Source organism: Moraxella sp. DOX410 (assembly GCF_032248735.1).
GTDB classification, from domain to species: domain Bacteria; phylum Pseudomonadota; class Gammaproteobacteria; order Pseudomonadales; family Moraxellaceae; genus Faucicola; species Faucicola tetraodonis.
Genome location: NZ_CP135138.1, coordinates 406,201 through 425,269, shown reverse-complemented (window position 1 = coordinate 425,269; position 19,069 = coordinate 406,201). Strand labels below are relative to the sequence as shown.

Sequence of the window (19,069 nt, the reverse complement as noted above, 5' to 3'; positions counted from 1 at the left end):
CTATTTAATCATAATCTTAGGATTTTTATTTAGTATTACATTGGTAATATAAATTACCTTCATAATATAATTTAAGGATAAATAACTATAAATAGCCGAGCAATTTTTTAAGGTAGTAATTAATATTACTATTATAACGGTTTAATTAATCTCTCAATAACGAACGAGGAATCAAGGATGATCAACCATTTTGAATCAAGCTGGATGAACGAAGAAGTCGCCATGCTAGAAGATACTGCCAAGAAGTTTTTTCAAACTTGGATTGACGAAGACATCGAGTGGCGAAAAAACGGCATGATGGATAAAGAAGCATGGCTTGAAGCAGGCTCGATGGGCTTTTTATGTGCGTCGATGCCTGAAGAGTATGGCGGTGCCGGTGGCGACTTTCGTCATGAAGCGGCTTTGATTTATGCCCAAGCCGATGCGGCCTTGAGCGGATTTGGTGGCTTTTTGCATTCAGGTATTGTGGCACCTTATATCTTGCATCATGGCAGTGAACAGCAAAAACAGCGTTGGTTACCAAAAATGGCAACGGGCGAATTGGTTGGTGCGATTGCGATGACCGAGCCAGGTACAGGGTCAGATTTACAAGCTATCAAAACCTATGCCATTAAAGACGGTGATGACTACATTTTAAATGGTTCCAAAACCTTTATCACCAATGGCCAGTTAGCCAACCTAATTATCGTCGCTTGTAAAACCGACCGTGAAAAAGGGGCTCAAGGGGTATCTCTCTTGGTGTTAGAAACCGATGGTTTAGCAGGCTTTGAGCGGGGTCGCAACTTAGAGAAAATCGGTCTGTCATCACAAGATACCTCAGAGTTGTTCTTCAATAATGTGCGTGTCCCACAAAAAAACTTATTGGGCAGTGTGGAGGGCATGGGTTTTATTCAGTTGATGCAAGAGTTGCCACAAGAACGCTTAATCATTGCTTTGGCGGCGGCGGGGGCGATTAAGAAATCAATTGAACTTACCATCGAATATACCAAAGAACGCCACGCCTTTAACAAGCCTGTGTGGTCATTTCAAAATACCCGATTTAAACTTGCCGAATGTAATGCGGACTACCTTGCCGTCAGGGCGATGTGTGATGCGGCACTCGAGGCCCATCTTAACAAAAAACTGACCGTACAACATGCCGCTCTATTAAAAGCCTTTACCACGGATAAACAAGCCAAAGTCACGGATGAATGCTTACAGCTATTTGGTGGCTATGGTTATATGCTGGAGTATCCGATTGCCCGATTATATGCTGATGCCCGAGTGCAAAAAATCTATGGCGGTACCAATGAAATCATGAAAGAGTTGGCGTCTCGTTTTATGTAACTCATCGTTTTATATGGCTGCGCCACTTTTTAGCTAGCCTAGATATTAGTATCAGATATTAGGATTAGCCATTAGCAATTGACAAATTTTAATCATGATTAAGGAAAATCAAATGAGTAATACCGCTTATATTTATGATGCTATCCGCACCCCGCGTGGCAAAGGCAAATCCGATGGCAGCTTGCACCAAGTCGCTCCAATTTGGTTAATCAGAGAACTGCTGACAAATTTACAGTCGCGCAATCAGTTGGACACGCAGTTGGTGGATGATGTGGTACTAGGTTGTGTCACCCCTGTTGGTGAGCAAGGCTCTGATATCGCCCGAATTGCGGTAATTGATGCCGGTTGGGCAAAATCAGTGGCAGGCGTTACCCTATCACGGTTTTGTGCATCAGGGTTAGAGTCGATTAATTTAGCCGCAAGCAAAATCATGTCGGGCATGGAAGATATGGTGGTGGCAGGTGGCGTGGAGTCTATGAGCCGTGTCAAAATGGGGTTAGACGGCGGTGCTTGGTACATGGACCCACGCGTCAATACCGCCACCGGCTTTGCCCCACAAGGCATCGGCGCTGATACGATTGCGACATTAGAAGGGTTTAGTCGCAGTGATGTTGATGCCTATGCCACCGAGTCTCATCGCAGAGCCCAGCAGGCTTCTGAGCAAGGGTATTTTGCTAAATCGATTATTCCTGTTAAAGATATCAATGGTCTGATGATTTTAGACCATGACGAAACCATTCGCGCTGATACCAGCGTTGAACGCTTGGCAGAATTAAAGCCCTCGTTTGCCATGCCAGGAAAAATGGGCTTTGATAAAGTGGTCTTAGATAAATATGCCACGATTGAAAAAATTAACCATGTGCACCATGCCGGTAACTCATCAGGTATCGTTGACGGGGCCGCGTTATGTCTGCTTGGTAGTCAATCAGCGGGACAAGCGGCGAATTTAAAACCCCGTGCCAAAGTCACGATGGCGGCAGTGGTGGGGTCAGAACCGACGATAATGCTAACAGGTCCGACACTGGCCGCAAGAAAAGCCTTAGCCCGGGCGAATATGCAGGTGTCTGATATTGACCTATGGGAAATTAACGAAGCGTTTGCAGCGGTGCCAATGAAAACGGCAAAAGACCTAGGGCTTAATATGGATATCGTGAATGTCAACGGTGGTGCGATTGCTATGGGACATCCATTAGGCGCAACAGGGGCAATTTTGATTAACACCTTGTTAGATGAATTGGAGCGCCGAGATTTGACCACTGGACTTGCGACCTTATGTGTCGGTGGCGGTATGGGTATTGCCACGATTATTGAACGTGTTTAAGTCGCCTATTTAATTGAATTAAAAAACTGAAGAAAAAAGGATGTTTCTATGACCAGTCTTACCAGCCAAGCGGCGAATCAATTGGCCAATTTTTCTGCCACTGACGACGATAATATTGTCATTTTGACCATTCAACAATCTCGCAAAATGAATGTGCTTGATGAGCATTTTAGCAATGATTTAGAAAAAATCGCTCAAAGTTTTATTCAAGACAAAGACAGCAAAGGGCTTATCATCACCAGCGATAAAGATAGCTTTATCGTGGGTGCCGATATCGACCAATTTGCCAATATCCAATCCCCCAAGCAAGCTTTTGATTTTGTGGAACATTTCAAAAAGGTGTTACGCAGCCTTGAAACCTGCGGTAAACCTGTCGTCGCTGCATTAACCGGCACTGCCTTAGGTGGCGGGCTTGAAGTAGCGTTGGGCTGTCATTATCGCATTGCCGTTGACCAACCGAATGCCAAATATGGCCTGCCTGAAGTCAAATTGGGCTTATTACCTGGGGGCGGTGGTACGCAGCGTTTAATGCGTCTTGTCGGTATGCAAAAAGCGTTAGAGTTGATGACCCAAGGCACTAAGCTTACCACCCAAGCCGCTCATCAGCTTGGCATTATCGATGCGGTAGTTACTGATAAAACATCACTGATTGAACAAGCCAAACAGTGGATTCATGAGCATCCAACCGCTCAGCAGCCTTGGGATGCCAAAGGCTTTAAAATCCCTCAAGGTAACGCCTTAACCCCGCAAAATGCCCAAATGCTGAGCATTGCCCCTGCGATGGCAAATCAAAAATCGCATGGCAACTACCCTGCCATTACCCACATTTTATCCTGTGTGTTTGAAGGTAGCTTAGTGGACATCGATACTGGTCTGGCGCTTGAGTCCCGCTATTTTGTCGCCTGTGCCATGTCACAAGTGTCAAAAAATATGATTGGCACGCTTTGGCACCAACTCAACAGCATCAACAAGGGCCAATCTCGTCCAAAATCTATCCCGCCATACCAAACCAAAAAAGTCGGTGTGTTGGGTGCAGGGATGATGGGTGCAGGTATTGCCTATGTCTCTGCTAAGGCAGGCATTGACGTGGTATTGCTCGATACCACGATGGAAAATGCGGATAAAGGCAAAATGTATTCAGAAAATTTGCTGGATAAAGCGATTGCCAAAGGCAGAAGCAATGATAGCAAAAAACAATCCTTGCTGGACAAAATTCAAACCACCACGGATTATGCAGATTTAGCGGATTGTGACTTGGTGATTGAAGCGGTGTTTGAAGACCGTGATATTAAAGCCAAGTGTACCCAGCAAACAGAAGCAGTCACCGCTAGCGATGCGATTTTTGCGTCAAATACCTCAACCTTGCCAATTACCGGTTTAGCCAAAGCGAGTGGCCGTCCTAAGCAATTTATCGGCTTACACTTTTTCTCACCTGTCGATAAAATGCCGCTTGTGGAAATCATTATGGGCGAGCAAACCGATGAAACTACGTTAGCCAAAGCCTTTGACTATGTATTACAAATTGGCAAAACGCCGATTGTGGTCAATGATAGCCGTGGTTTTTATACGTCTCGTGTGTTTGCCACCTATATCACCGAAGGCTCTGCTATGCTCTCTGAGGGCGTCCATCCCCGTCTGATTGAGGTAGCTGGTATCAAATCAGGTATGCCTGTCGGACCGTTGGCACTGCAAGACGAGGTGTCTTTAGGTCTGATGCTGCATATTAATGAGCAAACCAAAAAAGACTTACAAAAAGAAGGCAAAGAAATGCCGCATCACCCCGCCGATAGCGTGGTCGAGCTGATGGGCAAAACCCACGGGCGTTTGGGTAAAAAATTCGGCAAAGGGTTTTATGACTACCCAGAGGGAGGTGAAAAACAACTGTGGCCCGGGCTATCAAACTTATTCCCTGTCGCAGACAAGCAGCCTACTCAGCAAGAGCTTATTGACCGTTTTATGTTTATCCAAGCCAATGAAACCGCCCGTTGTTATGAAGAAAACGTGATTAATTCAATCGCAGATGCCAATATCGGCTCTATCTTTGGCTGGGGATTTGCCCCGCATCATGGGGGTACCTTGCAGTTTATTAATGCCTATGGCGTTGATAATTTTGTCGCACGCAGTCAACAACTTGCCGAGCGTTATGGTGAGCGCTTTGCCCCTGCCCAAGTTTTAGTAGCTATGGCAAAAGCGCATAAGGAGTTTGTTAATGAATGACGCCATAGCCGCACTGGGTATAGCTGACTGCTTAACAGGGCTAAAAGTTATTGACTTATCACGCAACTTGCCGGGTCCATTTGCCACACGACTGCTCGCTGATTTGGGGGCAGATGTGATCAAGTATGAACCCAAGTCAGGTGACCCTGCCCGGGCGTTAGGCAATTTATTTGATGCTTTAAATCATGGCAAAGCTTGTCACAAAATGGACTTTAAAAACCCCGATGATATTGCTAAGCTTAAAAGCGACATTGCCACTGCTGATGTGATGATTGATAGTTTCCGCCCCAACGTATTAGAAGGCATGGGACTTTCGCCACAGGCACTGCTTGCGGACAACCCAAAGCTGGTGATTGTTTCCATCACCGGTTACGGCACGACGCCCAACTGGGCGGATAAAGCCGGGCACGATATCAACTTTATGGCAATGAGTGGCGTACTTGACCAACTCAAAACCGCATCGGGTGAACAAGCCATGCCCAATGTGCAATTTGCCGACTTGGCTGGCGGGAGTGACACGGCGGTTATCGCTTTATTAGCGGCCGTTGTCAATGCCAAGCTAACTGGCAAAGGTCGCCATATCATCATCAGCATGACCCATAGTTTATACAACCATTTGGTGATGCCAAAAGCGACGGGGAAATTTGTCAAAGCATTAACACAGGTAACACCGACGCCTGAGCAGGATTTTTTAGGCGGCGTGCTGCCATGTTACCGGCTATATCAGACACAAGACGGTCGTTATATGGCAGTCGGCTCGCTTGAGCTAAAGTTTTGGCAAGGCTTGTGTCAAGCGTTAGATGTTAATGAACATGCGGCTAGCCATTGGCAAATGGGCGTACTGCCTACTCATCCGCAGAGCCAAGCCGCTGCCCAAGCGATTGCCCAAAAATTTGCCTCGCAGCCACTTAGCCACTGGCAGCACTACTTTACCCAATTTGATGTGTGCGTGACGCCTATTTTAACCTTGGCAGAAGCCGCCTGTCATGAACTATTTGCTAATCAAGATGAGTATGGTAATGTTAAGCCTTGGTGTGATAATGATTGCAACTAGGCTATTCATTTGCGTCACTATCAACTCAAGGCACAGTAATTGATAGCAATCAAAAAGCGCGGCAATACGCGCACCCTAATAGGCCCATGAAAAAAACCTTTCAAGGGCCTATTAGCCTATTTTCTAAGGACAGAAAAAGGATAACAACATGGAAAATTTTTGGACAAAATTTTATGACCCTGCCACCGCCGCACACATTCCCGCTTTAACAGATCAATCGTTAATAGAATTTTTTGATGATCGTTTAACGGCCTTTGCCTCACGAGAATTCACCAGCAATATAGAGCGAGCGATCAGCTACAAAGAAGTGGATAACGTCGCACGCCTTGTCAGCCGCTGGCTACAATCCCAATCCTTGGGCCCAAATGCCAGTGTCGCTATCATGCTGCCTAACGTACAAGCGTATTTACCGGTCATGATAGGTGCGATTCGCTCAGGGTATGTTTTGACGCCGATTAATCCGCTACATACAGCTCGTGAATTAGAGTTTCAGTTGATTGATGCCAATACCGAAGTTATTTTTATTTTAGAAAATTTTGCTCACACTTTACAAAAAATCATTGATAAAACCCCAGTGAAAAAAGTCGTGATTATCCGTTTAGGGGACTTGTTAGGATTAAAGGGTAAAATAGTCGATATCGCTGTAAAATATGTCAAGAAAATGGTAGAGCCTTACCAAATTGACCAAAAGTATCAGCCATTACGATTGGGTCAAGTGATGAAAATCGCTAAATCCATGCCTTACCAACAGCCATCCAAATCACTTGATGATGTTGCCTTTATCCAATACACCGGCGGCACCACTGGCAGACCCAAAGGCATCTTGCTGACCCATCGAAATATTTTGACAGCAGTTGAACAATACTATCAGTGGTTTTTGCCGGTACTCAACCAACAAAAAAATGTCGAACAAGTATTCCATAGTATCCTAGCGTTGCCGCTATATCATATCTTTGCGTTTATCTTTTCCATGTTAGGCATGAAATCTGGCATGCGCATGACCTTGGTGACCAACCCTAAAGACATTGCCAGTTTTATCAAAATATTATCTGCTAAGCCGTTTCACATTCTTCCTGGGGTTAATACCTTGTTTCAGGCATTAGTTAACCACCCCGATTTTAAAAGTGTCGATACCCGTCAACTAAAATTATCAATCGCGGGCGGTATGGCAGCCACCCCCGCCACGGCCAAGGCTTGGCTTGAGCTTACAGGCTGCCCCTTAATAGAAGGATGGGGCATGTCCGAAACTATCGGTGCAGGCACGTGTAACCCCCTCACCAATCATGAGTACACTGGCGATATTGGCCTACCTTTACCGAGTATCGATATCAAAATCTGTGATGATGTGGGCAATGAAGTGGCGTTAGGCGAAGTGGGTGAAATCTGTATCAAAGGTGATAATGTGACTATAGGTTATCATAACATTGACAACACCGATTATTTCTTACCTGAAGGCCATTTAAAGACAGGCGACATTGGGATGATGATGCAAAACGGGCATATCAAATTAATGGATCGCAAAAAAGATATGCTGATTGTCAGTGGCTTTAATGTCTATCCAACCGAAATTGAAGCGGTGCTGTTAAATCACCCGAAAGTCCAAGAATGTGCCGTGATTGGCGTTGAGGATGCGCTTCAAGGGCAATCGGTTAAAGCCTATATTGTCAAATCAGATGACAGTTTGACGATAGATGAGCTTAAAGCCTTTAGTCATGAGCAATTAACCGGGTATAAACGGCCACGTCAATATACGTTTATTGAGCAATTACCCAAAACCGCGGTTGGCAAAATTCAAAAAACTGAACTGCGATTACTTGAGAAAAATAGTAAGTAATGGTGTCAGCCCAAAGAATGGTCGGATGTTTACCTTTCAACCCTCGAAAAACCACGTAACCCCTTGATATCACTACAATAAAAAAGCCTCAATCAGTCGACTGGGGCTTTTGGAATATGGTAGGCATAATCTGACTCGAACAGACGAAAACCTTTAAGTTAAATTACCTTAAATTGTATGTTAGCAAAATCCATTAGATATAGGACTTACGCAAAAGCAAAATTTTTTGCGTAAGTCCTAATATACAAGTTATGGTTTAAATCAATACGATAGTTTATTGCTGAAATGAGAAAGCCGTTAATGGGGAGTCCCAGTAACGGCTTACAAGTTCAATAAAAACAGATGTTTTGACTAAATTGTCGGCTCAATCTTTTCCCCATCTTCTTTGATAAAGGTTTTGGTTAAGGGCGTATCAATCAAATCTAGTACAACTTCGGAAGGACGGCACAGCTTAACGCCTTTATCACTCACAACGATTGGACGATTGATTAGAAGTGGGTCAGCTAACATAGCTTCAATAAGGTCATCATCAGTCAAACTAAGGTTATCTAGTTTATGTTCAGCGTAAGGCGGCACATTTACACGCAGTAATTGTCTTGGGGTAATACCCATTTTGGTAATTAAATCACGCAGGGTTGTTTCATCAGGTGGGTTATCCAAATACTGAATAACTGAAGGCTCAATGCCTTGATGTTTGATAAGAGCAAGCGTGTTACGTGATGTGCCACAGTTAGGGTTGTGGTAAATTGTGATATTTTGCATACTTGTTCCTTTTTAAGTTTTAAAATTATTGAATTATTGGCAACCAAATTGCCAATGCAACTAATGTAGCCACCAATACAGGCAAGGTTAAAATAATACCGACTCTAATATAATAGCCCCAACTCACCGTAATATTTTTACTGGCTAAAACGTGCAACCATAATAAGGTAGCGAGTGAGCCAATCGGGGTAATTTTCGTGCCTAAATCACAGCCTATTACATTGGCATAAATCATGGCTTGCTTTATCATGGGGTCATGGATAATCGCCTCATCAATCGCTAAAGCTTGAATTAGCACCGTTGGCATATTATTCATTACAGATGAAAGCCCTGCCGATAATAACCCTGTTCCTACTGTAGCTGTCATCATGCCATGATTAGCGAGTTGGCTTAACTCATGAGCTAAATAATCGGTCAGCCCTGCATTTTTTAAGCCATACACCACCAAATACATACCCAATGAAAATATCACCACTTGCCACGGGGCATTTTTGACAATCGGCAACACCGTTATTTTTTTACCCATTTTCGCTACCACAAGCAACACCAACGCTCCAACCCCTGCAATGAAGCTAATGGGTACACCTATAGGCTCAAGCACAAAAAAACCCAACAAAAGTAACGCCAACACCACCCAACCCATGATAAAGGTATTTTTATCCACGATAGCCGATTGTGGGTTTTCGATTAAATCCAACGCATAAACCGTAGGAATATCTTTATGATAAAACCCATACAATACCAATAATGAGGTGACAACCGCTACCACGTTTACTGGTATCATCACTTTGGCATAATCGGTAAAAGGGATTTTAAAAAAGTCAGCCGACACAATATTTACCAAATTAGACACCACGAGCGGAATACTGGCGGTATCAGCGATAAACCCTGCTGTCATAATAAAAGCAAGGGTAGTCGCAGGGGAAAAGCGTAACGTGGTTAAAATCACAATCACAATGGGTGTTAATATCAAAGCCACACCATCATTGGCAAACAATGCCGATACCACCGCCCCAAGTAGCACAATAAACGCAAACAACCGATTACCGCTACCTTTTGCTAATCTTGCAACGTGCAAGGCGATATAGCGGAAAAAGCCTGCTTCATCAAGTAACAGACTAATAATGATAATGGCAATAAAGGCAAAGGTAGCGTTCCAAACAATATTCCACACTACAGGAATATCGGCAACCGTTATTACCCCTAATAGCAAAGCTATTCCAGCCCCGATACTGGCCGTCCAACCGATACTCAAGCCTTTAGGTTGCCATATTACAAATATCAAAGTCACTAGAAAAATGAGTAATGCGGTAATCATTGACTGCCTATAGAAACCTGTTAAAATTGAGCTATACTATAATCTATATATTTGGATATGTAAATATATGAATAAAACAGACTTTCTCAAGGCGTTAAGCGACCCCACCAGATTAAAAATTGTGCGACTACTTAATCAGAAGCAAGCGTTATGCGTGTGTGATATCATCAGCGAGTTAGACCAACCACAGCCAACTATCTCACGGCATTTAAACCAATTAAAGCAAATCGGTATTTTAGAAAGTGAGCGTAAAGGCACTTGGATTTGGTATTCGATTAGTCAAGAGTTACCAAGTTGGGGCAAAGCGGTAATTGGTGCATTGGAATTAAATTAAAGGCGTTTCCTCGCTTAATTCAAAATACCTCTCCATGGGTGTTTTTCCCTTCAAAGCTGAATGTGGTCTTAGCCAATTATAGTAATGCTGCCATTCAGCCAATTGGTCCTGAAGGTTTTCGGACGTGATATCTACGCTTGCATAGAATTCAGTTGTATCAGTCTTTTGAGAAGGCTCAACTTTACCATTGAGATGTGGCGACCCTGGTTTATTGGGTCTAAATTTGATGCCATACTCAATCATTTTCTTCTGAACCTTTTCAGCAAAGAATTCAAGTCCACGATCGGTTTCTAAATAAGGCTATGTCTGAGCTGTTTTATTTTAGGGAGAGTTACAAGTGAATTATCTATAACTCTTATAATATTGATAACTCTTAAATCAAGATTTTTTTGATAATTAAAATCCATAACAACCAAATTTTAACAATTGACTAAATAAACACCTCAATATAAGTTATGAGATTAAATTTTTCTAAACGTCACTATTTGTCGTTTTACTATAAATACCCTATTGCATTCATGAACATGGTTTGACAGACTAAAGAAAAATCAACTTATGTCATCTCTATCATGTCAAACGCCAATCCCTATACCGACAATAGCTTTACGTCTTCTGACTTAAAGACCATCCTGCACTCCAAACGTGCCAATATCTACTACCTACAATACTGCCGCGTCATGCAAAAAGACGGGCGTGTGTTGTATCTTACTGAAGCCGAAAAAGAGAATCTTTATTACAACATCCCGATTGCCAACACCACTTGTATATTATTGGGCACAGGGACATCAATTACCCAAGCTGCCATGCGGATGCTGTCGCAAGCGGGGGTATTGGTCGGGTTTTGCGGCGGCGGTGGTACGCCTTTGTTTATGGGAACCGAAATCGAATGGATGACGCCGCAGTCAGAATATCGCCCGACTGAATATGTACAAGGCTGGCTATCGTGGTGGTGGGAGGATGGCAAACGCTTGCAAGCCGCCAAACACATTCAATTTGCGCGATTGGCATTTTTGCAAAACATTTGGAGTCGCGATCAAGATTTTCGGCAAATGGGTTTTGACAGTAGAAGTGACGCTGTGACGAACTTAATTGAACGCTATCGCGCTGATATTCCTAAGCAAACTGAAGTTATGCACTTATTACAGCTTGAAGCCCGTATGACTAAAGAATTGTATAAGTTAGCGTCAATTCATACCGATCATGCAGGCTTTAGCCGTGAGCATGACGGGATGGATAAAGCCAATGGTTTCTTGAATCACGGCAATTATTTAGCCTACGGACTCGGGGCAACCACTGCTTGGGTGCTTGGCATTCCGCATGGTTTTGCGGTCATGCACGGTAAGACACGGCGCGGGGCATTGGTGTTTGATATTGCCGATATTGTCAAAGATGCAATTGTGCTACCGCTTGCCTTTATTTGTGCTAAAGAAAATACCAGTGAGCAGGAATTCCGCCAAGAATGTCTGAATTATTTTACCACTTATAAAGCGTTGGATGTGATGTTCGATACGGTGAAAGATTTGGCATTAAAAAAGGACTTTTAAAAATTATAAACTTATGAAAATCAATGGATTGGAAAAATTAATTTATGCTAGTGACGTTTATTTCGCAATGTGAAAAAAAGGCGTTAAACCGTACTCGCCGTATTTTGGATGCGTTTGCCAATCGTATTGGCGATAACGTATGGCAAACCGCCATTACCGAAGATGGGCTAGACACTGTCAAAAAGTTACTACGTCAATCGGCAACCAAATCTACCGCCGTGAGTTGCCATCGGGTAAGGACACGGCAACGCAGTGAACTGGTGTGGGTGGTGGGGCGTAAAGACGCATTCAACAACTTAGGCTTTGTGCCTGTCAACTGGACAACAAAGGAAGTATTTATGGATTTGCCAATCGAAACAAAAAACATTCTAGCCAACACGCATGGTCAGCCACTAAGTCACCATTTATTTGCGGTAGGTTATTTGGCATACCAAATTATAAACAAACTAAAAATAGACAGTCCAAATTTGGCAAAATCAGCTTTTATCGCTGGCATTTTGCACGATTTGGGCAAAATTGACCCACAATTTCAACAATGGATAACCAAAAAATCTGCCAGTCCAAAATTTAAAGTCGCCAACGAAGATGAACCAGAAGATATCAAATTGCCCGATGATGGGGTGCATATTGATAGCACGGTAAAAGGCTTGGGAAAATTTACCTTTGAAACCCATCCAAGGCATCATGAATTGTCTTGGTTATTGGCTGCTTCCTTGCTAAAAGATGAAAAAAATTTAAACACCACTCAGCTAGCCCAAATCTATCACGGTATCTACTGGCATCACACGCGCCCTTATCGTAAAGAAGACAAATACTTCAGTAAAGCAGAAGGTATTGATAAGCTCTTTATCAAGTCATTAACTAATACGCATATTGATAAAGTAATTAACCAACTCGTAGCCGTTCTCAAAGATTTTAAAGTCATTGCTAAAAATTTTCAGTCAGAAGATTTTGATTTTGCCAATTTATTGCCAACCTTGTCATATCCTTACCAATTAACCAAAAATGATTTGCCATTGTATAAGAATTATAATGACTTATCCGATGAAGTGGCGGAATTTGTCAAAGATGTCAAACCCAATGCATTACACAATTTGGTACGAATGGCAGTGATTAATGCTGACCGAATCGTGTCAAAAATGCCGAGCGAAGATTTAGCCGAATATCTGGCAGAGGGTTCACTGGTGCATGCCTTAAACAATATTCTGCAAGAAGATACCAACTTAAAAATAGAAATTGACCGTTGTATTCAAGGCTTTAATCAAAGTTATCCCAATAGTGAACGGAATCAAAGCCAAGATACTGCTTCAAGTCAATTGGCTGAACTGACAGAAATTGCTGAATTTGATGGTCGCGATAATGTTGCCGTATTACAAGGTCCTGCTGGCTGCGGTAAAACCAAAATCGCCCTTCAATGGGCAGCCAAAACCAATGTCCAAAAAATCGTGTGGGTATGCCCACGCGTGCAAGTATGTTTGGGTATTTTGCAAGATTTAACCCAAGCAGACTATTTACCAAACAGCAAAATCGAAATTTTCACAGGCGAATACAAGAAAATTTTGACGAATGGACAGCGTTTTGAAGATATCGAAGAAACGGCTGTTGATGATTATTTTAGTGGCGATATTGTGATTACCACGATTGACCAAGTAGTGAATAACATTATTTCCCATCAAAAAATTGACGGCATGATGAGATTTATGCAGGCTCATGTGGTTTTCGATGAATTTCATGAATTAATTCCAATGGCTGCATTTAATTTGCTTTTTGCTGAACTTATCGAAGCCAAAAAAATGAGAAAACACCAAGCTAATACCCTGCTTGTCTCAGCAACACCCCATGATTTTTACGTCAAAAATGTGCTACAACTTGATGAGAGCGATATTGTCCGAGTGGATAGTTTCAATAACGCAGATTATCAAATCGAGTTTAAAAATTATGATGATCAAAATGGTGAAGTCAGTCCTTTAATTATCGATAAAGTGACTGATAATAAAGTAACCTTCGTCATTACCAATACCGCCCAAGAAGCCCAACTTGGCTTTTTACTCAATCAAAATGATGAGCATGCTATTTTGTTGCATTCAAAATACACCAAACAGGACAAAGCTGAATGGTTTGATAGGGTGTATAAGTGCTTTAAGCAAAATGGCAGCGGCAACTTCCAAATATTACGCAGCGGACCGATTGTGCAAGCATCGCTCAATATTAGCTGTGAGCGAATGTTTACCGATATGACCAGTCCCGAGAACTGGCTACAACGTCTGGGGCGACTTGACCGTTTTGACAGCAATAATTCTTTAAATATTTATACCACTGTATTACCAAAATCAGCTGAAACAGGCAAACAATCGAGTAGTAAAGCCAAATTCTTGGCAAATATGAATGTTTGGCACAGTAGCGTGGCATGGCTTAATTTTGTCAAAGATTATATTGCAGACAAGGGCGATACCGTCAAAATTAATGATTTATACCAAATTTATCAAGCCTTTTATGCCGATGAAAAATGCCAAGAAAAAGTTAGAGAAGACTTGAATAAATCACTCAAAGAAAGTGTCAAATTGATTAATGACAAAATTATTGATCCTATCAGTATGCCAAGCCGTCAAAAACAAAAAAACGGGGTCGCCAAAATTGCCAATGTGTCGTTGCGTGGCGATAACCGATTTGTGCAAATGGCGGTGTGTAAAGTGGATAACCAATTAACACCGACTTTTGTGGATGAGTATGCCTACCCCGAAGATACCGACCATAGCAAAATCACGGTAGGCTTGACCGAAAGAGTGAGCCGTATTCAAGGTGGAAAAGAAATGGCTCGAAACAAAGATAAAGATTTAACAGTTTTTATGGGGTCAATTCATGAAAGTATAATGAGACACAAAGGCTTTGAAATACAGAAAATCAGAAATGAAAAACAGCTTTTGGGATTGGCACGTTCGCCCGAATTTCCAATTTATCTAAGTTATACTCCAAGTGATTTGAAAGCTGTTTTGCGAGATGGTCATAAGTATGCTATGTATTATGTAAAAATATCTAAACAACCTGTGGGCATGATGTCGATTGATAAGTTAAAACAGCCACAGAGTATTGAAAACGATTTAGCCGATGAAGAAGTTTAATCAAAGATTTAGATTTTTATAGTGTTAAATGGATTACACTTCAAAAAATCCAATTTCCACAAATTTACTTAAGGAAAATCTCATGGAAAAAATTACTGGTATTAAAAGCGTTGATTTTGAAGTAGTGGCATATGGTCACGGTGTCGTAAATTGGAATGGTTCGACCACAGTAAGAGGTAGTGATGGTTTGGATATCAATAATCACTCTATGCCCAAGTTAAGAGGTTATTCTAATTTGACAGGCGAAGAAAGTGAAAAAGGTCATAAATTTAAAAAGGAAGCCACCGATATAGATTTTAAAGAAACACCACTTTATATCAGTCAAAACTGTATTCGTCATCATTTGTTTCGTGAACAAGCCTATGATTTACATTTTGCTAAAACGGTAGAAGATGTTAAAGAGTTATTAGCTTCTGTGACAGGCTTAGTTCGTGGCTATGTCGTTACTATTAAAGGAAGTCCAGTACAACCAAAACGCACCAGTGCCTTATTGATTGAAGACTTTGTGGAACAATGGGGGAATGGTAATTTTGAAGTCATGTCTCGAGCTGGCTCAAAGGAAAAAGAAGAAAATAAAAAAGGTCAAATGAAAAGTGATTCATTTTTTACGAAAACTACTTTTGGTGATACAAAATATATAGCTTACGGCTCAATTAGTATTGAACAACTCCAATTTATTTCATTAAGCCCTAATTTTGACCGCTGTGCAATGCCTATTACAGATACTGATGGTGAAAAATTTGCAAAGCAAATTCAAGAGTTTATCCAATCCCTAGACCCAAGCCGTGAGCCAAAAGCTACTTTTCATACAAACTTTGTGCGTAAGGGTACAATTTATAAGCAAGGCGAAGCTGGCATTTTGCTTGATGATACTGCAATAGATATTTTGGTAGAGACGACATTAAATATGATTGAGAACTTGGCTATTCGTCAAGCCAAAGGTTATATGTATGTTGATTCAGTTTCAAGAGATTATAACAGTAGTAGTAAAATGATGAGAATTAAGCCAACAAGAAGCCCAAATGATGTCGTTCCTACTAAACAAGAGCCTTATGCTGTGTATTTTCAAGCTGAATAATTGGTGATGATATGAAAATAATTATTGAATATGAATCATCATGGCGAAATTCTTTTTTAGATGGTAGTAATGATGAGCAATTACCAAAACAAGGACGTAATTTTGTGGCATCTAGTGCAAAATTAAAAGATAGCACAAATTTTCATCAGAGAGAAATCACGCAAAATACCGTGATGGGAATTTTAAATAGACTGATTGGTGACCAACGAAAACTCTATCAATCAAGGCAATCTGAAGATTACTACTTTGCGGATATGGAAAATCTAATTCATTTCCAAGATATTCCAAAAATACAATCAAATGAAGTGGTTTATCTGCGTAATATTGAAGGAAGTGATGACAAAAAAGGTTATATGGGTATGATTAATGCTAATCATCCCATATTTAAATCTGAGTATTCTTTTGAATTTTGGAATGTACTGTCTTTAAATATTGAACAGCTTTGTGAGTTTATTTTACGAGATAAGTTAATTAAAGATTTTGAACTAGAAAAAACATTACCACTTGACCCGCTCTCTATTCTTGGGCAACTTGAAGATATTAATAGTCGCAAGCCTATTGACTACGATGACAAAATTCAAGAAGTATCTAAGGTTTTGACAGTATTATTTGGTAAAAAGCCCACAGATAAATCTGGCTACGAACCTAAAGTAAATGCTAATGGAACATTTGGTGTTTTGCCTTTATATTGTTGTGCTTTATATTTACAAATGCAAAGAATTGAAACTAAACTTCATATTAGTATGCCAAAAGCACAGCGTGGTGGAATTAGTGGTATTTCGCATAATGGTTTTACACCTAAAGATTTTATGAATGCTTATGTGACTGAAGGGAAAAAACAATCATATGGTAGTCCTTATATTTTTGAGGATAAGCAAGAAAGAGTAAGAAAATTTTTAACCAAAGCCAATGGTCAGTTAGAAATTCGATTAGACATTAATGATGAACAAGCCAAAGAACTAAAGCAGATGATTGATAACGCAGGCGTTTCTAGTTTTTATTTAGGCAAAAAAGGCTTAGCTTATGTATCTGATATTCGTTTACGCTAAGGAAATTTCATGAAGTACTATCAAGAAATCACGCTAATCGCTGATGATATGCCTTTTTTTGAACTATGGAGTAAGATTTTCACCCAGCTCCACATCGCACTTGCCGATGTCAAAAACAGTCACGGTATTGACACCATTGGGGTCAATTTTCCCAATTATCAATATACCGAAAAACAGGGGAAAACCTTCGCCACTTTAGGACACAAATTACGCATTTTTGCCCCAAGTGAGCAGGCGTTGCAAACGCTGAATTTGGATAAATGGCTAGCGCGTTTGATAGATTATGTACATATCAAACGTATCCAGCCTGTACCCGAAGTGCATGGGCATGTAGTGGTGAGACGTTACCGCTACAAGAATTTTGACAAAAAAGTGGCGGAGTTTGCCAACTTTAAGGGCATCAGTGACCAAGAAGCGTTGGCGCATTGCCTTGCCCATAAGCGCGCTATCAAACACTACCCTTTTATCACCCTAAAAAGTCAAACCACCCAAAATGACTATAAACTGTCAATTTGGCAAGAAGTGGCGAAGGATGAAAAAAGTGGCAGCTTGAATACCTATGGGATGAATAATCAATCAGATGCGGTAACCGTTCCCCACTGGTAATCAACCTTGCCGACAGACTATAAGGGTGAATAACCCTTATTTTTGACTCAATAAAAATAGGTATAAATTTCAATCAGTTATATCCAGGCAAAAAATGTAGGGTAAAAAGGGTATTTTTACTTGGTAAGCCTTGCTATAACTGCTTTTTTTGGGATAAAATTCCTAATTCACCGCCACATAGGCGGCTTAGAAATTAGCCCCAACCGAGCAGGCGGCTGCCAATGCATTCACCGCCACATAGGCGGCTTAGAAACGACTAAAACATTTTTGCCAACGTCCACGCCACATTCACCGCCACATAGGCGGCTTAGAAAAGAAACTTTTTACTTCCATTGAGTTCTACCCAATTCACCGCCACATAGGCGGCTTAGAAAAGTTACGACAATCTGTCTATCTATCAACAACGATTCACCGCCACATAGGCGGCTTAGAAAATTAGCGCCATGCGTTATTTCTAACGCAGTAAATTCACCGCCACATAGGCGGCTTAGAAAACATTAGCTGTCTTTTGCCTTTGGTGCCAGCAATTCACCGCCACATAGGCGGCTTAGAAAAAATTAATTTTTCTGTTTTCGGTCACTCTCAAATTCACCGCCACATAGGCGGCTTAGAAATTACCGCCTTTGGTTTATTACCTTCTTGTACGATTCACCGCCACATAGGCGGCTTAGAAATTCTTTTGTTAAGTCAGCAACCGCAGTTGTTAATTCACCGCCACATAGGCGGCTTAGAAATGTTTACGGTAACCAGTCCGTCCGCAACGACAATTCACCGCCACATAGGCGGCTTAGAAATAGATTTGTTCACGGTACTATTCGCAATCTTGATTCACCGCCACATAGGCGGCTTAGAAATATACAACGCTAATGGCAAGATATAAAGACCAATTCACCGCCACATAGGCGGCTTAGAAAACTTTCGCGCATCTTCGATATAGATTTTTGTTATTCACCGCCACATAGGCGGCTTAGAAATCAATGTCATGATTTGCTAGATAATGCTTAGGATTCACCGCCACATAGGCGGCTTAGAAAACTCTAGTTATTCAGCGACATTGGCGGTCAATATTCACCGCCACATAGGCGGCTTAGAAAATGATTACTCCTAGATAAATGCCTGTCTTAAGATTCACCGCCACATAGGCGGCTTAGAAATTTTCTGCTTGCGGTCTTAAAAGCCACTTGCTATTCACCGCCACATAGGCGGCTTAGAAATGTTTCCGCTATCTCTTTAGCATTTGCCTGTTATTCACCGCCACATAGGCGGCTTAGAAAAATGGTCTTTTGACTTGCTGTCATCTTTGAGCATTCACCGCCACATAGGCGGCTTAGAAAAACACTTTGCGGTGTTGGTTTTTTTGTTTGACATTCACCGCCACATAGGCGGCTTAGAAACAATGCTGCCAGCGGTTGCAGCTGTGCTGCTTATTCACCGCCACATAGGCGGCTTAGAAAATTAAAACACCTGATAATTCAAGCTATGTGTTATTCACCGCCACATAGGCGGC

At 41.6% G+C, this 19,069-nt stretch carries 13 protein-coding genes, 1 pseudogene and 1 CRISPR repeat array (1 of these 15 cut by a window edge); of the genes and pseudogenes, 11 read left to right on the top strand and 3 right to left on the bottom strand.

What is annotated here, in order from left to right; all coding sequences use genetic code 11:
• Positions 1–177: 177 nt before the first annotated feature.
• From RNZ41_RS01900 to RNZ41_RS01880, 5 genes are all read left to right on the top strand, one after another.
• A complete protein-coding gene (locus tag RNZ41_RS01900) occupies positions 178–1,326 on the top strand; it encodes an acyl-CoA dehydrogenase family protein (RefSeq protein ID WP_314027437.1) in 1,149 nt (382 codons plus the stop codon).
• Between the two features lie 112 nt (positions 1,327–1,438).
• On the top strand, positions 1,439–2,647 hold the full coding sequence (locus RNZ41_RS01895) for an acetyl-CoA C-acetyltransferase (protein WP_314027436.1): 1,209 nt from the start codon (positions 1,439–1,441) through the stop codon (positions 2,645–2,647).
• Positions 2,648–2,695: 48 nt separating this feature from the next.
• Positions 2,696–4,864 (top strand): 3-hydroxyacyl-CoA dehydrogenase NAD-binding domain-containing protein, encoded by a 2,169-nt coding sequence (locus RNZ41_RS01890; RefSeq protein WP_314027435.1) that lies wholly within the window; start codon positions 2,696–2,698, stop codon positions 4,862–4,864.
• Complete coding sequence (locus tag RNZ41_RS01885; RefSeq protein ID WP_314027434.1) at positions 4,857–5,918, top strand: CaiB/BaiF CoA transferase family protein; 1,062 nt, start codon at positions 4,857–4,859, stop codon at positions 5,916–5,918. Before RNZ41_RS01890 ends, RNZ41_RS01885 begins: the two co-directional genes overlap by 8 nt.
• Before the next feature lie 148 nt (positions 5,919–6,066).
• On the top strand, positions 6,067–7,752 hold the full coding sequence (locus tag RNZ41_RS01880) for an AMP-binding protein (protein WP_096489352.1): 1,686 nt from the start codon (positions 6,067–6,069) through the stop codon (positions 7,750–7,752).
• A 351-nt stretch (positions 7,753–8,103) separates the two neighbouring features.
• On the opposite strand, the gene arsC is transcribed toward RNZ41_RS01880, so the two are convergent.
• The gene (gene arsC / locus RNZ41_RS01875) at positions 8,104–8,514 is read right to left on the bottom strand and encodes an arsenate reductase (glutaredoxin) (RefSeq protein WP_314027433.1); all 411 of its coding nucleotides are present in this window, start codon (positions 8,512–8,514) and stop codon (positions 8,104–8,106) included.
• A 25-nt stretch (positions 8,515–8,539) separates the two neighbouring features.
• Positions 8,540–9,832, bottom strand: coding sequence for an arsenic transporter (locus tag RNZ41_RS01870; protein WP_096489354.1), 1,293 nt, complete (start codon positions 9,830–9,832; stop codon positions 8,540–8,542).
• Between the two features lie 67 nt (positions 9,833–9,899).
• Between RNZ41_RS01870 and RNZ41_RS01865 the strand changes: the two genes are divergently transcribed.
• Positions 9,900–10,166 (top strand): ArsR/SmtB family transcription factor, encoded by a 267-nt coding sequence (locus RNZ41_RS01865; RefSeq protein ID WP_096489355.1) that lies wholly within the window; start codon positions 9,900–9,902, stop codon positions 10,164–10,166.
• Here RNZ41_RS01865 and RNZ41_RS01860 read toward each other — a convergent pair.
• Positions 10,167–10,460 (bottom strand): annotated as a pseudogene (locus RNZ41_RS01860) (integrase core domain-containing protein); the annotation flags it as partial.
• 275 nt (positions 10,461–10,735) lie between these two features.
• Here RNZ41_RS01860 and cas1f point away from each other — a divergent pair.
• The 5 genes from cas1f (at position 10,736) to cas6f (ending at position 17,562) form a co-directional block, all read left to right on the top strand.
• Entirely contained in the window at positions 10,736–11,710 is a 975-nt protein-coding gene (gene cas1f / locus RNZ41_RS01855; protein WP_065253433.1) for a type I-F CRISPR-associated endonuclease Cas1f, read from the top strand.
• 44 nt (positions 11,711–11,754) lie between these two features.
• Positions 11,755–14,829 carry a CRISPR-associated endonuclease Cas3'' gene (locus RNZ41_RS01850; RefSeq protein WP_314027432.1) on the top strand — a complete coding sequence of 1,025 codons (3,075 nt, stop codon included), beginning with the start codon at positions 11,755–11,757 and terminating at the stop codon, positions 14,827–14,829.
• Positions 14,830–14,911: 82 nt separating this feature from the next.
• Positions 14,912–15,907, top strand: a complete 996-nt coding sequence (gene cas7fv, locus RNZ41_RS01845; protein WP_314027431.1) for a type I-Fv CRISPR-associated protein Cas7fv — start codon at positions 14,912–14,914, stop codon at positions 15,905–15,907.
• An 11-nt stretch (positions 15,908–15,918) separates the two neighbouring features.
• On the top strand, positions 15,919–16,956 hold the full coding sequence (gene cas5fv, locus RNZ41_RS01840; RefSeq protein WP_314027430.1) for a type I-Fv CRISPR-associated protein Cas5fv: 1,038 nt from the start codon (positions 15,919–15,921) through the stop codon (positions 16,954–16,956).
• Positions 16,957–16,965: 9 nt separating this feature from the next.
• Positions 16,966–17,562, top strand: a complete 597-nt coding sequence (cas6f, locus tag RNZ41_RS01835) for a type I-F CRISPR-associated endoribonuclease Cas6/Csy4 (protein ID WP_314027429.1) — start codon at positions 16,966–16,968, stop codon at positions 17,560–17,562.
• A 165-nt stretch (positions 17,563–17,727) separates the two neighbouring features.
• Positions 17,728–19,069: direct repeats of the CRISPR family, unit length 28 nt; unit sequence ATTCACCGCCACATAGGCGGCTTAGAAA (it continues 1,268 nt past the right edge of the window).